The organism is Sphingobacterium sp. xlx-130, from assembly GCF_011007405.1.
GTDB classification, from domain to species: Bacteria; Bacteroidota; Bacteroidia; order Sphingobacteriales; family Sphingobacteriaceae; genus Sphingobacterium; species Sphingobacterium luzhongxinii.
Window position 1 is genome coordinate 164450 of sequence record NZ_WFKN01000008.1, and the last position, 18831, is coordinate 183280.

At 39.7% G+C, this 18831-nt stretch carries 11 protein-coding genes and 1 riboswitch; of the genes, 9 read left to right on the forward strand and 2 right to left on the reverse strand.

What is annotated here, in order from left to right:
- The first annotated feature begins 216 nt into the window (after positions 1-216).
- The 4 genes from G7B18_RS14620 (at position 217) to G7B18_RS14635 (ending at position 5835) form a co-directional block, all read left to right on the forward strand.
- Positions 217-738 carry a 30S ribosomal protein S16 gene (locus G7B18_RS14620; protein ID WP_164111138.1) on the forward strand — a complete coding sequence of 174 codons (522 nt, stop codon included), beginning with the start codon at positions 217-219 and terminating at the stop codon, positions 736-738.
- A gap of 225 nt (positions 739-963) precedes the next feature.
- Positions 964-1488, forward strand: coding sequence for a ribosome maturation factor RimM (gene rimM / locus G7B18_RS14625; RefSeq protein ID WP_164111140.1), 525 nt, complete (start codon positions 964-966; stop codon positions 1486-1488).
- Between the two features lie 50 nt (positions 1489-1538).
- A riboswitch (SAM riboswitch) is annotated at positions 1539-1642 on the forward strand.
- A gap of 50 nt (positions 1643-1692) precedes the next feature.
- The gene (locus G7B18_RS14630; RefSeq protein WP_164111143.1) at positions 1693-2649 is read left to right on the forward strand and encodes a methylenetetrahydrofolate reductase; all 957 of its coding nucleotides are present in this window, start codon (positions 1693-1695) and stop codon (positions 2647-2649) included.
- Between the two features lie 189 nt (positions 2650-2838).
- Complete coding sequence (locus tag G7B18_RS14635) at positions 2839-5835, forward strand: protein O-mannosyl-transferase family (protein ID WP_164123290.1); 2997 nt, start codon at positions 2839-2841, stop codon at positions 5833-5835.
- 42 nt (positions 5836-5877) lie between these two features.
- On the opposite strand, the gene G7B18_RS14640 is transcribed toward G7B18_RS14635, so the two are convergent.
- Positions 5878-7548 (reverse strand): glutamine--tRNA ligase/YqeY domain fusion protein, encoded by a 1671-nt coding sequence (locus G7B18_RS14640; protein WP_164111147.1) that lies wholly within the window; start codon positions 7546-7548, stop codon positions 5878-5880.
- A gap of 139 nt (positions 7549-7687) precedes the next feature.
- On the opposite strand from G7B18_RS14640, the gene G7B18_RS14645 reads away from it, so the two are divergent.
- The gene (locus tag G7B18_RS14645) at positions 7688-8971 is read left to right on the forward strand and encodes an FAD-dependent oxidoreductase (protein ID WP_164111149.1); all 1284 of its coding nucleotides are present in this window, start codon (positions 7688-7690) and stop codon (positions 8969-8971) included.
- Between the two features lie 33 nt (positions 8972-9004).
- On the opposite strand, the gene G7B18_RS14650 is transcribed toward G7B18_RS14645, so the two are convergent.
- Positions 9005-10234, reverse strand: coding sequence for an ROK family protein (locus tag G7B18_RS14650; protein WP_164111151.1), 1230 nt, complete (start codon positions 10232-10234; stop codon positions 9005-9007).
- Positions 10235-10458: 224 nt separating this feature from the next.
- Here G7B18_RS14650 and G7B18_RS14655 point away from each other — a divergent pair, with 224 nt between their 5' ends.
- From G7B18_RS14655 to G7B18_RS14670, 4 genes are all read left to right on the forward strand, one after another.
- Positions 10459-11715, forward strand: coding sequence for an MFS transporter (locus tag G7B18_RS14655; protein WP_164111153.1), 1257 nt, complete (start codon positions 10459-10461; stop codon positions 11713-11715).
- Positions 11716-12050: 335 nt separating this feature from the next.
- The gene (locus G7B18_RS14660; RefSeq protein ID WP_164111155.1) at positions 12051-15257 is read left to right on the forward strand and encodes a SusC/RagA family TonB-linked outer membrane protein; all 3207 of its coding nucleotides are present in this window, start codon (positions 12051-12053) and stop codon (positions 15255-15257) included.
- Positions 15258-15270: 13 nt separating this feature from the next.
- Positions 15271-17001 (forward strand): RagB/SusD family nutrient uptake outer membrane protein, encoded by a 1731-nt coding sequence (locus tag G7B18_RS14665; protein WP_164111157.1) that lies wholly within the window; start codon positions 15271-15273, stop codon positions 16999-17001.
- Between the two features lie 12 nt (positions 17002-17013).
- Entirely contained in the window at positions 17014-18696 is a 1683-nt protein-coding gene (locus tag G7B18_RS14670; RefSeq protein WP_164111159.1) for a DUF5018 domain-containing protein, read from the forward strand.
- The last annotated feature ends 135 nt before the right edge of the window (positions 18697-18831 follow it).

Consider the following 18831-nt stretch of genomic DNA (forward strand, 5'->3'; position numbering starts at 1 on the left):
CTTTAAGCGATAAGCAATAGGCTATAAGCTAATTATTTTGGAGGGTAGACTTTTTGCCTATAGCAGTATTAAGTGATTAAAAATCAGTTTGTCTTTTTAATTAACTTCGTTGAACTCGCAAGCTCGGTTTTTATTTTTTACTTTTTATTGTTATCTTTGCGTCCCCTCTTACATACAGTACGGGGGATATGTTGAATACATAAATAATAATTAAACATGGCAACTAAAATCAGATTGCAAAGACATGGTAAAAAAGGAAAACCTTTTTACCACGTAGTAGTAGCAGACTCACGTGCACCACGTGATGGTAAATTCATCGAGCGTTTAGGTTCTTACAACCCAAACACTAATCCAGCAACTATCGTTTTAGATTTCGAAAAAGCTTTAGATTGGATGAACAAAGGTGCTCAACCTACAGACACAGCACGTGCTATCCTTTCTTACAAAGGTGTGTTGTACAAAAAACACTTGCAAGGTGGTGTGAAAAAAGGAGCTTTTGATGAGGCTAAAGCTGAAGAGCTTTTTACGAACTGGGCTGAAGGTAACACTGCTAAGATTGAAGGTAAAAAATCTGGTCTTGCAAATGCTAAAGAAGAAGCTAAAAAAGCAGCTTTAGTAGCTGAGGCTAAGAAAAAAGAAGAAAAAGCTGCCGCTGTAGCTGCAAAAAATGCACCAGTAGAAGAAGTTGCTGAAGAAGTAACTGAAACTGCTGAAAACACAGAAGAAACTGAAGGTTAATCTTTCATAAAGTATTCAAAGAAAAATGGTCGGTTCATATTATGGGCCGACCATTTTTTTCTGAAGCTGTATATTTTATTGATCATTTCATGTTTTTTAAGGAGTCAATGAGCTCGCTTCGTTCGGACCATAGGCCATCAAGAACTTTCATCTCCGTTGATGATTCATTGGAATCATGAAAGTTTTTCTTTTTTAATTTTTATTTTTGACTTTTAATTTGATAGAATGACCATAGAAGAAAGCTTTTACATCGGATATGTAAGTAAAACCAGAGGACTCAAAGGGGAGGTGCAATTGTTTTTTGAATTTGAGGATTATAATGAACTGGACTTCGAGATTATCTTTTTAGAGGTGAATAAGAAGTTGGTTCCTTATTTTGTGGATCAGATCAAGCTTCATAACAACAGTACCGCATATGCTACATTTGAAGATGTAGATCATATTGATAAAGCGCAGGTGTTGGTCCGTAAAAAAATGTACCTGCCGAATGATAAGATGCCGGAACGGGATCCAGATGATTTCCGGTATACAGATTTAGTGGGGTACTTGGTCATTGACGAAGAGCATGGTGAACTCGGAGAAATTATTGAAGTGCAGGAGATGCCGCAGCAGTTTATAGCTACGGTAGATATCGATGGTAAAGAATTGATGTTTCCACTCTCCGATGATTTGATTCTAGGGATTGATCCCGATGAAGAAATCATTGAAGTAGAGCTTCCTGAGGGATTGGTCGATCTGTACAAAGAGTAATTTTTTACTTTTTCATTTTTACTTTCCACTTTTAACACCGATATTAGCAGAGCTTATAGAGAAAGGCCGAGGGAATAGACCCGAAGAAGCCTTAGCAACCTGACGCTGTTCAAGGTGCTACATTCTATCCACCAGTTGGCGGAAAAGATAAGCTGCAGAATCACAAGGTCTTTGTGTGCTTTCTCTTAGCCTAAAAACAATTGTATGAAGATTATCGACCATATTAAACAGGCTGATGGGAAGACTTTGTTCTCGTTTGAACTTCTTCCGCCTGCTAAGGGCAAAGGGATCCAAAGTATTTTTAATACAATGGATGAGTTAATGGAATTTAACCCTCCTTTTATTGATGTGACTTATCACCGGGAGGATTACCTGTATAAGGAACATGCTAATGGTTTGTTAGAGCGTGTTGCCTATCGTAAACGCCCTGGAACGGTAGCGATATGCGCCGCAATAATGAATAAATATAAGGTGGATGCTGTACCTCATCTTATCTGTGGTGGTTTTACCAAAGAGGAAACAGAGAATGCATTGATAGATCTAAATTTCTTGGGTATTGACAACGTTTTGGTGTTACGGGGAGATGCCCGTAGGGGAGACGCTGATTTCATTCCTACGCCAGGTGGACATGCTTATGCTACGGATCTATTACAGCAAGTAAAGGATATGAATGGGGGGCATTACCTGCATGAAGATGTAGAGAGCTCGGAACAGACGGACTTTTGTATTGGTGTAGCTGGCTATCCTGAAAAGCACTTTGAGTCGCCGAACTTTAATACGGACTTCAAATGGTTAAAGAAAAAAGTGGAGATGGGAGCAGAATTTATCGTGACCCAGATGTTCTATAATATTGATAAGTACAAAGAGTTTGTCCTTAAATGTAGGGACAATGGTATTCATGTGCCTATTATTCCAGGATTGAAGCCCTTGACTTCAAAGAAGCAGCTGATAGCTTTGCCTAAGATATTTCATTTGGATATTCCAGAAGAGTTGAGTGATGCTGTGGATGCTTGTAAGACTAATGTAGATGTGCATCAGGTCAGTCAGGAGTGGATGGTGAATATGTGTCGGGAATTGATAGATTTTGGTGCTCCAGTATTACATTTTTATACGATGAGCAGCCCTGGGCCCACAAAGCGGATTGTCGAACAGTTAGCGTAAATGTTAAGGATTATTGATCAATGGTTGATTGTTAATTTTATATGTTTGTATTTGAAGAGCGAAGCAATCTATCCTATCAGGGGGTAGATTGCTTCGCTTCGTTGTATTTGTGTTAAAATTTGTTAACAATTGGTTGTTATGAAGCGTGTTATGTAGATTTATTTACTGATAATCTAAATTAATGCACGGATGACTTATAACAAAGCAAATAACTTGATCGGCTGGCTATGTGGTCTCGTGGCCGCAGCGGTTTATATCGCTACGGCCGATCGGTTTAATAGCTGGTGGGATACGGGGGAGTTCATTGCCTCGGCCTATAAGCTACAGGTCGTTCATCAGCCAGGCGCCCCATTGTTTCTTCTTATTCAAAACCTATTTTCGAATCTGGCAATGGGTAATGTCTCGAAAGTTGCTTTTTGGATGAATGTGGGGTCTGCGGTATGTAGCGGACTTACTATTGTTTTTTTATTCTGGACGATCACCGCGCTATCAAAAAAGGTGCTTCTTTCCAGTGGAAAGGAGTCGACTGATATGGCTAGTTTTCAAATACTGGGTGCGGGAGCTGTAGGAGCTTTGGCATATAGTTTTACCGATAGTTTTTGGTATTCGGCCGTAGAATCAGAAGTGTATGCTATGTCGTCCCTATGTACGGCCATCGTATTTTGGTTAATCCTGAAATGGGAGTCGAGAGTAGATCAGGAAAATGCCAATAAATGGTTGTTGGTGATCGCTTTTGTGATCGGATTGTCTATTGGTGTACATCTATTGAATCTTTTGACAATTCCAGTGCTGGCTTTGATCGTGTACTTTAAAAAGGCAAAACAGGTTAATTGGCAGGGGACGCTTAAGACGATCGGTGTGGGAATAGCGTTACTTGCATTTGTTTTGTGGGGCGTTATCCAATATTCGGTTAAGATAGCTGCTTATACAGATCTATTCTTCGTAAATAGTCTTGGAATGGGATTTGGATCTGGGATTATATTTTTTATCCTGTGTCTGGTAGGAGGTTTAATTTCCGGGATTATTTATGCTAAGAAGAAAGCTAGGCCAATTCTCCAGCTTTCATTATTAGCGGTTTGTTTTGTGTTTTTTGGTTTTAGTTCATATGCAATGCTTTTGATTCGTTCGCAAACGAATATTTCGCTGAACAATGGGTCTCCAGATAATGTGTTTTCTTTTCTGGGGTACCTAAGTCGTGAACAGTACCAGTCTGAACCATTATTTAAAGGGCCTTCTTTTGACGCCAATGTGGTTGGACTGGAAAAATCACATTCCTATTGGGAAGGGAATGGCAAATATCGTCAGGTAGCGAGCAATAGCTCGTACAAATACGATAAGGAAATGCTTTTTCCTCGTTTATATAGTGATAAACATGCTGATATTTATAGTTATTACCTTGGATTAGATAAAGGTGTAGCACCTTCTTTTGGGGATAATCTGAAGTTTTTCTTTTCGTACCAGCTTAATCACATGTATCTACGTTACTTTATGTGGAATTTTGTAGGTAGACAGAATGATGAGCAGGGACACAGTGGTGATATTTCTGGTAATTGGCTGTCGGGCATCACACCGATAGACAATATGTTTTTGGCAGGGCAGTCTAAACTCTCTGATGCAATGAAGGCTGACCCCTCGCGTAATGTTTATTTCTTTGCGCCTTTTATTTTAGGGATAATGGGGCTGTTGTGGCATATCAAACGAAGTAAGCGGGATGCTCTTGTTGTGGCATTGTTATTTTTTTTTACGGGTATAGCAATAGTTCTTTACCTGAATCAGACGCCGATGCAACCGCGTGAACGGGATTATGCTTATGCGGGTTCTTTTTATATGTTCTCGGTTTGGATCGGCCTTGGTGTATTAGCCCTGACGGATCTACTGAAGCGCTACTTATCAATTAAGAGAGCAGCGATCACTGCTTTTTCGTTAGCTACGGTGGCGGTACCTGTTTTGTTAGTTTCTGAAAATTGGGATGATCATAATCGGTCCGATAGGGAATGGACCAGAGATATGGCCTACAACTACCTGCAATCTTGCGAAGAGAATGCGATCTTGTTTACGTATGCGGATAATGACACGTTTCCGCTGTGGTACCTACAAGAAGTAGAGGGAGTTCGGCCAGATGTGCGAATCGTGAATTTGAGTTATTTACAGTCGGACTGGTACGTGAAACAAACGATGAAAGGTATAAACCGTGCTGAGGCTGCACCGATCCAAATCGATGCTAAAAAGATTGATAAAGGTATTCGGGATGTGATGTATGTGCATGATATGGGGATAGAGGGGCATGTGGATGTAGATACATTGCTTGATATTATGCTGTCGGATAATCAGAATAACCAACTACCCTTACAAAACGGGGAATTTGTAAATTTTTTGCCGACAAAGAAAATACGGCTAAAAATAGATCGAGAGGCGGTAATTCGGAATAAGGTCGTGCCCAAGAGTTGGGAGAATGCTATTCCTGAAACAATGCAATGGACTTATAATAAAGAGTATGTGTCTCGTGCTGAACTTGCGATGATGGCTATATTAGTGAATAATAGGTGGGAAAGACCTATATATTTTGCAAATATGTTATCCTCGGATAATTTTATGGGATTGGATCGGTATTTAGTAAATGAAGGGTTAGTATATCGTCTAATGCCTATAGAAGCACAACAGCCGGATAGTCAGATCTCCTTGGTGAATACAGATACCTTGTACAAAAATATTACGGAGAATTTTCGGTGGGGTAATATAGCACAAATGAAACATTTTGATCAAGATTACCGTTCTTTTGCAAATCGGTATCTGTTTGGTGAAACTGTTCGGTTGGCCTTGGATACGTTGCTTCAGGAAGGGGATATGAAACAAGGCAAGGATGTCGCGCTGTTGGCTTACGAAAAAATGCCAAGGAAAATAGTAAATATGGAGCACGTATATGATAATGTGATAGTGGTGGACACACTTTTCAAAGTGGAAGAACAGGAGCGGGCATCTATTTTAGCAAACAATAGTTTGAAGTATATTGATGAGCAATTGCGATATTACGAAAGCGTGGGAGATAAGCTTAGTACATTTGATGTAAGGAATATGCGATTGGCTGTAGAATCGTTGGAAAGCTTCAAGCGAGTCGTGCACAATGCGAAGAATGCGGATTTGATTGCGCGGGTTCATGGGATAGAACAACGTTACAAGGAATTGTAACAATAAAAAAAGGAAGCTTGATCAAGCTTCCTTTTTTTATTATTATCCTTTTTTGACCTCTTTGGCCCAAGAGTCTTTTAGCGTTACCGTACGGTTGAATACTAAGTGATCTGGGGTCGATTTTGTGTCAAGGGTAAAATATCCCATACGTATAAATTGATATCCCTTTCCTGGAATTGCGTAGTTCAGATCGGGCTCAATATATGCATTTTCGATGATGTGCAAGCTTTCTTTATTGATAGATGCTTTGAAATCTTCTTCTGCTGCAGGGTTTTCGACTTGGAATAAGCGATCATACAATCTAACTTCTGCTTTTTTTGCATGTGCTACAGAAACCCAATGTATAGTTCCTTTTACTTTTAATCCGGAAGTGTCTTCACCGGATTTGGAGTTGGGAATATAGGTACAATGTATCTCTGTGACTTGTCCATTTTCATCTTTTTTGAAATCATGGCACTCCACAATATACCCATGCTTAAGTCGGACAGATAGTCCAGGTCCTAAACGGAAGAATTTTTTAGGTGGTTCTTCCATGAAATCTTCGCGCTCGATCCAAAGTTCCTTTGAAAACGGAATCATTCTACTTCCTTCTCCTCCTTCTACTTCGGGGTTGTTTTCACCATGTAGTTCTTCTACCTGTCCATCGGGATAGTTGGTGATCACCATTTTGATAGGGTCTAGAACGGCCATTCTACGCCATGCAGTTTTATTCAGATCCTCACGGATACAGAACTCCAAGAGACTTACATCAATCATGTTTTCCCGCTTTTGTACACCGATGCGTTCGCAGAAGTTGCGGATACTGGCAGGTGTATAACCTCTTCTGCGGAATCCTGAAATGGTAGGCATCCGTGGGTCGTCCCAACTTTCGACGTGTCCTTCAGTAACTAGCTGTAATAGTTTGCGCTTGCTCATCACGGTGTACGTCATGTTGAGGCGTGCAAATTCGTACTGATGCGAAGGGAAAATCTCTAGCTTTTCAATTAACCAATCATACAACGGACGGTGAGGAATAAACTCTAATGTACATACAGAATGGGTTATTTTTTCAATAGAGTCAGATTGTCCGTGAGCAAAATCGTACATCGGGTAAATACACCATTTGTCACCAGTACGGTGATGGTGCGCATGTTTGATACGGTACAATAAAGGATCACGCAAATGCATATTAGGATTTGCAAGATCTATTTTGGCTCTTAATACCTTTTCACCATCTTTATATTTGCCGTCACGCATCTCTTGGAAAAGCGTTATATTTTCCTCAATAGACCTGCTGCGGTACGGTGTAGGTACGCCAGGTTCTGTCGGTGTTCCTTTGGCTGCGGCAATTTCTTCAGCTGTACTATCATCAACATAAGCCAGATCATGTTTGATTAATGTTACAGCATATTGATATAGCGTTTCGAAGTAATCGGAAGTATAAAGCTCTTCGGCCCATTGAAATCCTAACCACTGTATGTCTTTTTTTATGCTTTCAACGTATTCGACGTCTTCGGTAACAGGGTTGGTGTCATCAAAACGTAGATTTGTCTTACCCTTGTATTTCTGTGCTAATCCAAAATTTAAACAAATGGACTTAGCATGACCAATGTGTAGGTAACCATTGGGTTCAGGAGGGAAACGTGTTAAAACACGACCATCATGGGTTCCATTGCGAAGATCCTCTTCGACAATTTCTTCAATAAAATTTAGTGATTTATCTTCCTCTATCATGTAGCAAAGTTACTTAATAAAGCGTTAAATTTTAGCATTGATGGAGATGCCTATTCAAAAAAAAAAACAAAAATACGCTTCGTTTCTTTTTTGCGTAAACAGCTTCAGTTTTTTAGATAAGTTTTATGTATTTTAGGGTATGACAAAGTTAAATGTTACGATTATTGGATTGCTATTATTGTTGCAGGGGCTGCTTCCTGCAATGGCCAAAGAGGTGAAACCTGCCTTATTGGTGTATGGGAGTAACATGGAGGCTTTTGCCGCTGCATTACAGGCGGCACGGTCAAATGTACCTACGCTGTGGGTGTGTGATCAGGATAGCTACCTAGAAGACTTGAGCAGCAGACCGCTATCCGTTACTTCGAACGAGGAACTGTTGGGTGGCGTGTGGAAGGACTTGTTAATAGAAACAGGGCAGCTTAAGGTAAAAGATGATTCTACCGTTGCAGCCTTTCAAAGAGATGTGAATCCAAGATTGTTACGGAATGCTTTAGAACGGATGGTCAGCAAGCAGAAGAATCTTACGCTCTTAACCGGGCTTAAAATCTTAAATTTATCAAAGGGAAAGAAGGACTTAACTGTGACGCTGTCGAACAAACGAAAGTATGCTGTGCGAGCCATGGTAGATGCTAGTTTGGAGGCAGAGTCTCGGAAGTTTCTTGTTTCTACAGATCTGTTTGCGAAGCCTTCGCGGATTTTGGCCGTATCTGAAATGACAGATGAACAGCGTCGAACTTTGGTCGCAATAGGTGAGCATGGAGGGGTTGTGTATGGTTATACTTGGGGTAATCTGTTTTCTAGAAGTGTTTCTAATGTGTTCTATGTTAATAGTCTTGTTCAGGTAGTGCTAGATGATAATAGTTTGCCTTTACGGGCTAATTTGGGGCAAGCGATCGGTGCCTCGGCGGCTTACTGTGCTTTCTTTAAAACGGATGCTGGTAAGGTGGATGTAAGGAAGCTGCAAACGGAATTATTTGCTTTTGATAGTCGTATCTTACCGTTTTTGGATATTACTTCTTCCGATAACAACTACAGGTGTTTACAGAAGATTTTTTTGGTGTCTCTGTTGCCGTTGAAAAACAACGGAAATGAGCTTGTATTTGGGGGAGAGGGATTTGTGGGACTCAAAGAGGTCAAAGATGTCTTTAATAGTTTGTATTCGCGTAGTCAATTATGGTTCGTTGATAATAGCTCAAAAGAATATTTTGAACTAAAGGATCTTTTAACCTTAATCAAGTATGTGTCTTTTAGAGGGGACGAGGTGGATCGCGAAGTAGAAAAGGAATGGTCTAGAAAGTTGAAGTTTGAAGGGGACTATGATCCGAGTCATATGGTGACCCGATACGAATTTGCAGTGCTGGTGGATAGGTATGCAGATCCTTATGTTAAAGCAGTTAATGCAGAGGGTAAGATATTGCGATAGGTTCGATTGATGCCTATCGCAATATCTTGCTGTCTACTCCGTAATTTCTAAAAGACGATCGCGCAATAATAAACACGCGCCAATTGCTGCAAATTTCTGGTCATTGCTGGACATGACTATTTTGGTGTCTTTATTGACGATAGATAAGGAGTATTTATTGATAGCATTTTTTAAGGGAAGACTTAGGTATTCATCCGAAGCGGCTAGGACACCTCCAATTATAATTAATTCGGGGTTGAATATGTTAATTAAAGCAGCTAGGCCTCGACCTAGCTTTTCGCCAATCTCATTAATGGCTTCGATGCATAAGGTGTCGTCCTTTTTTGCTGCTTGAATAATGTCATGTAGACGAATATCCTCTACCTCATGGAATTTTTTTGTTAGGGTACTGGTTGCGCCCTTTTTTAATTGGGCGATTATGCTGCGACGTAAAGCATGTCCGGATGCTTCAGTCTCTAAGCAGCCCTTTTTGCCACATTTACAGATAATATCGTTGTCAAAGATAGGGATATGTCCGAATTCTCCCGAAAAACCAGATTTTCCATAGTAGAGTTGGTTATTTATGAGAATGCCTAAGCCAATCCCATTGTCCACATTGATAAATAAGGCGTCTTTTTCGTTCGTTAGGATACCGCTGGAGAATTCACCATAAGCAAGTGCCTTGGTGTCGTTTTCTAAAAAGGTGTGAATGCCCAGCTCTTGTTCAAAGAAATTTGATAAAGGATCTTCGTAAAAATTAAAGTAACTGTATGAATAACCTGTTCTGTAGTTGATACGGCCTGATAGATTGACTCCAATTCCTAAAATTTTTTCTTTTTTAATGTTTAGTTTGGCAATAAAGTCTTTTATTTCTTTGCAGATATCCAGTAAAGACTGTTCGTTGTTCTCTAGTGTGTAGGGGATGTCGTGTTTGCTGGCAACGAGCCCTTTTTTCATATTTATCATGGCAATGCTCAGGAAATCATGACCTACCTGCACGCCTATAAAAAAGGCCGAGTTGGCTTCTAGACCGTAATTGTTGGGCTTTCTACCAACGTTTGAGGTTTGCTTACCGTAATCTTTAACAAGTTTTTCATCGATAAGTTCAGTGATACACTCGTTTATTTTTGGGATACTTATATTGAATTCTTTGCTGAGTTCAGCTATTGTAGCGAGGTCATGGGAGGCGAAGTAGGCTAGAATTTTTTTTTTAAGTTTTATATTCTTAAAAGCGACACCACTTATATTGGCATTATGTAAATCTGTTAAAAAGTTTGATCCCATCTTAAAAATGATTACCCAATTAATAGTTGGGATAAATATAATAAAAAAAGTTACGGAATTTAAATGTCAGTTCCAATATAGGGTGTGCTGAACGTATTATTATTAAAATATTTTAATAATAAATTGGTTGTTAGTTTTTTTTTTGATAAAATTGAACTTTCTTAATAATCATTTTAAAACCGCATATCACTATTAAATTGGAAAATAAAAAGGCTTTACATCCAATGTATTGGATACCTACTACTTGGTTTGCTATGGGGCTGCCCTTTGTTGCAGTGTCTGGTGCTAGTTCTATTATGTATAAAAATATGGGCGTATCTGATACACAGATTGCATTTTGGACTTCGCTTATTATGATACCCTGGACATTAAAACCACTTTGGGGGCCGTTTTTGGAACTATATAAGACGAAAAAATTCTTCGTTTATATTACACAGATATTTACTGGTATATTGTTCGGTTTGGTGGGGTTGACGTTGCAATTGGATCATTTTTTTAGTTTTTCGATTGCGATATTGACGATTATAGCTTTGAGTGGGGCTACCCATGATACGGCCGCAGATGGTGTTTATCTCAACGAGTTGTCTGCTAAGGAGCAAGCTAAGTATGTTGGTTGGCAGGGTGCATTTTATAACGTGGCTAAAGTTTTCTCGGGTGGTGCACTGGTTTATTTGGCTGGACAGTTGGAGCGTGAAGTCGGTATTCATAATGCATGGATGATCGTTATGTTTGCTTATGGAGGAATAATGTTGCTATTGGGATTCTATAATATGCGTATGTTGCCGTCCACCGAATCGGCTGTGAAATCGTCTACTTTTAAAGAAGGTATGACCACATTGAAAGATGTCATTATAACTTTTTTTCAGAAGAAGCACATCTGGTTTAGTTTAGCATTCATTGTTTTCTATCGCTTCGCTGAAGGGCAGGCCATTAAAATAATCCCTCTTTTCTTCAAGTCTTCGCGTGCGGATGGGGGATTGGAACTGAGTACATCGCAGATTGGTCTATTGTATGGTGTTTTTGGAGCGGTCGCCTTTGTTTTGGGATCTATTGTCGCAGGTAATTTTATTGCGAAGAGTGGGTTGAATAGAAAATCGCTTTTGATTCTCTGTACTGCATTTAATATTCCTTTTGCTGCTTATGCGTTTTTGGCTGTAGCTCAGCCAGAAAACCTCTATATTATAGGGAGCGCTGTTGTTGTAGAATATTTTGGGTATGGATTTGGTTTTGTTGGACTGATCTTGTTCATTATGCAGAATATTGCGCCAGGAAAATATAAAATGGCACATTATGCTTTTGGGAGCGGCCTGGTGAACCTGGGATTTATGATTCCATCGATGATCAGTGGCTGGTTGAGTGATATGATGGGGTATAGGGAGTTCTTTATTTGGGTAATGATTGCGACGATACCGGCTTTTATAGTGACTTGGCTGGTACCGTTGAAGAAGCCTGAGGAATTGGAAGAAGTGAAAGAGAGTTAAATAGTTTTTTGTGTCAGGAAGATCTCATTGTTATAAAAAGCAATGAGATTTTTTTTGTTTATATAGTATTTTATTTGCTTAAATACTGTTTTGTTTATGTTTATTATTTGAGTTACAAACTTATATATTAAAAAAAATTATAAATAAGTTGATTGTTTGATATTTTATTTCTTATTTTAGCTAAAGAATTATAGAACTAAATAGTATGATGTAAGAACGGTTAACCGAAAACTTGAATTTTTGAACCCTCTTATAAACTTTGGCAAACTCCTATCAATTGAAATGGGGATGATGCTAACGTTTTCCAGTGCTAACTCTTATATAAACTTAAAATAATGGATGTAAATTTACTGTCTAAGACAACACAAATGTGGGGTAGATATGTACTGTTCCTAGTACTGATATTCTCTACCCATTTAGCGTTTTCTCAAACAAGAATCAGTGGAAAGGTGGTGGATGAAAAAGGTAAGCCCATTCCAGGGGTGTCAATTACCTTTGGAAAGGGGGGCGTGAAATCTATCTCTGATGCGGAAGGCGGATTTTCTGTTACTTCTGATGTAATGCCTACTGAGCTAAGCGTTTCTTCTTTAGGTTATATCACGCACAAAACGTTGGTTGAACGAGCGCAAAGTAATATCATGATTACTTTAGAGTCTGAGGATAAGTACTTGGATGAAGTGGTTGTGGTAGCTTATGGGACGCAAAAACGTAAGGATCTAGTTGGTTCCGTTGCACAGATTAAAGGCGACGAATTGCGGAAGACTTCGACCATGAACTTGAATAACACCTTGGCTGGAAGGGTGCCCGGAGTGGTTGCATTGCAACAATCAGGACGTCCTGGAGCTGATGGTGCTGGTTTGAGAATTAGGGGATACCAAAGTTCAGGAGGTTCTTCTCCTGTGGTAATTGTGGATGGTATTCAACGTGAGTCGTTTGGGTATCTTGATGCGGACGAAATCGAAAGTATTTCTTTTCTTAAAGACGCTGTTTCAGCAGCTGCTTATGGTATTCAAGGACAAGCTGGTGTTATCATCGTGAAAACTCGTCAAGGCGTTAAGGGAAAGGCACAGGTAACTTATAATGGCTCGTATGAGGTTGGGCAGAATACGCGGTTTCCAAAGTTCTTGAATGGACCGGATTATATGGAGTGGTATAATACAGCCACAGAGGTGGATAATGATTATCTGAGCAATACTGGGGGAACACCTGTTCCCTTGTTGTATTCTAGAGAACTAATAGATGCTGTCAGAGATGGAAGTAATACAAATCCTCTTTTTGGCAACACAGATTGGTTGGGTATGTTGGTCGGAAGAAATAGTCGATCCCAACATCATTCTGTAACTGCTTCAGGAGGCGGGGAGAATACAAGATATTTTACGTCTTTATCACATTTTGATCAAGATGGTGTAATAAAAAAGACAGATTTTAAGCGTTATAATGTACGCTCCAATCTGGATTTTGAGGCGAATGAGTATCTTTCATTTGGGTTAAATCTTGGACTGAGACAGCAAATTACCAAATTGCCAGGATATGCTCCTGACAATATAGCGTATATGAATCCTTTTTATCAGGCGGTGCGGATGTTGCCAAATCTCCCTACCCATGCGCCAAACGGATTGCCTGTTAGTTATAATTCAAATGCTGGTTGGGTAAATCCTGTTTCCGCAGTTGAGGAGTCTGGTTACCAGAATTATTGGGCTAATATTTTTCAAGGTACTTCGCATGTATTATTTAAAGTTCCAGGGGTGAAAGGACTAGAAGCTAAGGTGGTCGTGGCCTATGATTACAATAATCAGGAAGCTAAGTCATTTACTGGGCCTTATTCTACCATGGGGAGAGCTCGTGAACAGGTAACGGGGGATTTTACTTTAATTGAGACAGCTCCGGGAATGAATAAGACAACATTGAGACAATCGTTTAGTAAAACGACAAGGTTGGCTTTTAATCCAAGTTTGTCCTATAATACGACTATAAATGATGACCACAGTGTAGGGGCGTTGTTACTTTATGAATGGTCTCAGAAGAAAGGTAATGTTTTTTCGGCGGGAGCGTCAAATTTTCCCATTGATTTGATTCATGAAATTAATTTCGGTAGCACGGATGTAAATGACATTATCAATCCAACAGGAAGTGCAAGCGTCGATGATTCTAGAGCAGGGTATGTGGCTCGGGTAAATTATGCCTATAAGGGCAAGTATTTGTTTGAAGGAACATCACGATGGGATGCATCCATTAATTTTGCGGAAAAGGACAGATGGCGGGCATTTCCAGGAGCTGGTGTGGCCTGGGTAGTTAGTGAGGAATCATTTTTTAAGGATAAGTTTACTTTTATTGACTTTTTTAAATTAAAATCCTCATATGGAAAATTAGGTAATGATAGGGAGCGATATGGAAGCTATGCCTATAAATACACCTTTTCTAATGTCAGAGCAGTAAACGTGATTGGTGGCGAGGTTGTTTCAGCAGTATATACCAATGGGTTTCCCAATCCAGATTTACAGTGGGAAGTTACGGAAAAGACAAATGTTGGGTTGGAATCTACCTTCTTGAATGGGAAGTTTGGATTTAATTTTGAATGGTTTTACGAGTATACAAGTGGAATTTTAGGATCGATAGGAAACCTATATCCTCCTACTATAGGGGGATATCACCCTTCCCTATACAATATCGGAGAGTTTGATAATCGCGGTTTTGATGCACAGCTACGCTATAACCAAAAATTTGGCGGTCTTGATGTTCGCTTGGTAGGTAATGTCACTTTTGCTAAAAATAGGTACTTGAAGTTGAACCAAGCTGCGAATACGCCGGAGTGGCAAAATTTGATTGGGAAACCAAGGGGAACCAAAATAGGTTTTGTAACTGATGGTTTTATTGACACATGGGAGGAAGCCGCTAATACTTCTTCGCCATCTGGGGGGATCGTTGCACCTGGTTTTTTCCGGTACAAAGATTTGAATGGTGATGGTAGAATAACCAGAACAGATGATATGACTTATATCGGACGTTCTAATATGCCTGAACTGTTATACGGTTTGAATATTGATTTGGCGTACAAAGGATTTGATTTCTCAGCATTATTGCAAGGAGCTGGGCGTTCAAGTGTCAGCTTAGCAGGTACATACGAAGGCTCGTCAGGTACATCAGGGATTGACGATAATACACCTTTTACCCGTACATTCTATGGCTACGGTAATTCCCCTTATTTTTTAGTTGAAAACGCTTGGCGTCCAGATAATACCGATGCTGAATTCCCGAGAATGACAGCCTATAAAGCACAACTGTCTTCACATAATGCCCATATCAATTCGGGCTGGATTCGGAAAGGGGATTATTTGCGAGTGAAATCATTACAGTTGGGCTATACTTTACCTCAGGATTGGACCAAGCAAGCTAAGATTCAAAAAGTACGTTTAGTCGCTACAGGTTCCAATCTGTTTACGTTCGACTACTTAAAGTATTTGGATCCGGAGATGCCCAACGTAAATAATGGATTTTACCCGCAACAGCGTGTTTTTTCTTTTGGTGTAAATGTGACCTTTTAAAAGACTATTTAGCATGAAAAATATATTTAATAAGAGAATAGTAAATCGTTTTGGACTAGGTGCTGCTTTTATAAGCTTACTTACAGTTCAAAGCTGTAAAATAGATGTCGAACTTCCAGATCTCTTTACGGAAGATGCGATATTATCTGAAGCAAAAACTACAGAAATGTATCTTAATGGGATGTACAATGAGATTAAGTCATTTCAATTTGGCGTATTCCCTAACTTGGGCTATGATAATGCGACTGATGGACTGACGGATATCATGAAGTATACCTCTACAACCGCCGGTAATGGTACAGTCAATGTTTTAGCTTATAACGCCCAAAACTTTTCACCTGCGAGTGTTGGGCTTAATTATTGGGAGAAAGGCTACGAACGTATCAGAAGGTTAAATGAGCTAATTCATCTTGTTAAGACAAAATCGGTGTTAGATGATGCCAAAAAGCTCCAGTTCGAGGCGGAGGCCCGGTTTTTAAGAGGATATGTTTATTTCTGGTTGGCTAAGATCCATGGTAGTATCGTGCTATTAGATGATATTAGTCAGTATACGGAGAGTAAAGATCATCCACGGTCTAGCGAGGAGGCTGTTTATCGGTTTATCTCAAATGACTTTGAGTTTGCTGCAAAGAATTTGGATAAGACTAATTTGTCTGGACGTGCTACGAAAGGGGCTGCTTATCTGATGATGGCAAGAACGAATCTGTATGCGGCATCGATTGCTAAATTCGATAAAAAACAGTTTAATCCAGATGAGTTGACTGGGATACCAGAAGCAAAAGCTAGCGAATTTTATGAAATAGCAGCGACTGCGGCAAATGAGATCTTGAAACTAGGCGATGAAGGGATTTATGCTCTTGAAGATGATTTTAAGGCGATATTTAATAAGAAGAATTATAAGGAGCTGACAAAAGAGGCTGTATTTCGCATTGATTTTGCCGCTCCTCAGGTAACCCATCAATATGATTTAGGCTTTGCGCCTCCAGGTGATTTACCAGGACAAACCTTGGTATATGGTGTGCCTACAGCAGAGTTGGTCAATGAGTTTGAAATGGCAGACGGTTCTAAGTTTTCTTGGGCAAACACCGTGCATGCAGCAAATCCTTATACCAATCGTGAACCACGCTTTTATGCCACTATTCTCTATAACGGCTCCGTCTGGAAAGGTCGTACGTTAACAACTGTTTCTACTAATTCGGTCGAAGGATTTACACCTTATGGGGCGGCAGGTGATCCCAAGAGAACAGTTACCGGTTATTATAGCAAGAAATTTTTGGATGAGACAAATAGGGACTTTTTGGTGAATAAAAGCACACAGAGTTGGATTGAATTGCGTTACGCTGAAGCTTTCTTGATTTATGCGGAGGCGAAAGGTATGTTGAATCAGGTGGGGGATGGTCTTGTTAAATTAAATGTGTTAAGGAACAAAAGAGGGCTTCCGAGCAGGAATGCCGCCAGTTCGCAGGTGTTGTTGGATTTGGTTGAGCATGAGCGGGTTGTGGAGCTGGCTTTCGAAGGACATCGTTTTTGGGATTTGAGAAGGTGGAGAAAAGCTCACTTAGCATTGAATAATGTGAAGTTTACCGGTCATAAGCCTGAGGCAATCACCGGAGGAGGTTATAGGTATACTGTTGAATCTGCCGATAATGCCTTGAGAACGTTTACAGGTTCACTTTATTATTTGCCTATACCCGAGGCAGAAGTTCAGCGGAATGATGAATTGACACAGATTAAAGGTTGGTAAATTACACGAGTTATGAAAAGGCAATTATTTAGATTAAATATATTTTTCTTCCTGATGATAGGACTATGGGCTTGTAAGCAAGAAGATCCATTGATAAGAAACTCAAAGAATAATGTAGCTGATTTTTATGCTACGCTTGATGGCATGGGCAGGAATCGTTTGTTTTCCTCTACAATCAGTAATGATACCATTTATTTAAATATAAACTATTACTACCCGGAAGATAGTGACAATGAGGTCTCCTTATCAAAGATTTTGTTGCGGGCATCAGTTCCTTCAGATTCAAAAATTTCACCATCTTTAGATGGGTTTTGGGATTTGACTCAGCCGAGGCAACTTACCGTAACTTCTGGAACTGGGGAAGTTAATAAATATGTCGTAGTCGCAAAAAAAGAAGGCAATACTACGGTAACTAATGCTGTTTTGACTTTTGAGGATGGCACAGGAACGCAGCAAAATGTGCAAGCTATTATTAATGGTGGTAAAATAAACTTTTCGGTGGTGCCTGGTACTGTTGTCAATAATGCAACAATTACCTATACAATAAATCGGCATTCAACTGGATCTATCTCCAATGGTGGGGGGGTAGATCTTACCACGCCAAAACCTTTTATTGTTTCCTCTGCAGGAAATGCAAAACGAAGTTATACACTTCAAATGGTTGAGGCTAAGCGTCTTCCTAAGGGGATTCGCGAGGGTAGTGCGAGGGTTATGTTTGCAAAGAGGATGAAAGCAGATCTGGGGATTGACGCCGATAATATGACTGGTGGAATGGCTGTTACGGATAAGTATATTGTTCTGAATACAAGAGGACAAAATAGTGTTTACCTGGATGCTATGACTGGACAAAAGTTAGGTGCAGTAGATCTGGGAGCTATTAAAGGGAACCTCAAGAACTTTTATTCTACATCAGATGACGCGGGAAATATCTTTGTATGTAATCTCGTTCCGAATGATGGTAATACGTTTACGGTATGGAAAATGTCATCCATTACAGCTACTCCACAGCCTTATATTCAATGGAACTCAGGTGCTATTCCTTTGGGAAGAAAATTATCAGTTATTGGAAATGTAAATACAAACGCTATCATTACGGTGCCTCTGAATGCAAATGCATCGAGTGGCTTCGCAAGATGGAAAGTTGTTAATGGTGTTCTATCTTCCACAGCTCCTGAGATTGTCAATATTGCTGGGTATTCATGGAGCAATAATAATGCGGATGTTATCCATACATCTCCTACTTCTGTCACAAGTGACTATTTTGCGATAGGATATTCGAATAATAAATTAGTGAAGGTAAGTGGAGCTACGAATTCAATCGTAAGTTCATTGGATGCCTTAGGGAGTAATTTTATAGCAAATGCAGTTGATTACATTGAGTTTAATAACAGTAGGTACGTGGCTTATAATCACGTTAATACTTTTACTTGGGGGGCGGCAGATCAGGTTTTTTTAATAGATACTGATGGCGGATTCTCTGGGGATCCGTCGCTGAGCTCAGGAGCAACTCCGGGATTAATCTGGGCTGCACCAAAAGGAGAATATGGAGCAAACGGAGCACAAGGTCCTGTAAATGCAAATGGTACAGGAGATGTCATTATGCGCCTGTCGGATAATGGGTACTATCTATATATGTATTTTATGTTTACAAATGGTTATGTAGTTGGCGTTCAGTTTGACTGCGTGGATTTGTAAGTGTTAAATGTCGGGTGCAATAAGAGTATTGCACCCCTCTAAATAAATTAATAGCAGATAAAAGTCAAACCGATTTGTCAACTGACAGATCAAGAAATAATTATTTACATATGAAATATCCATGTAGTACAGACT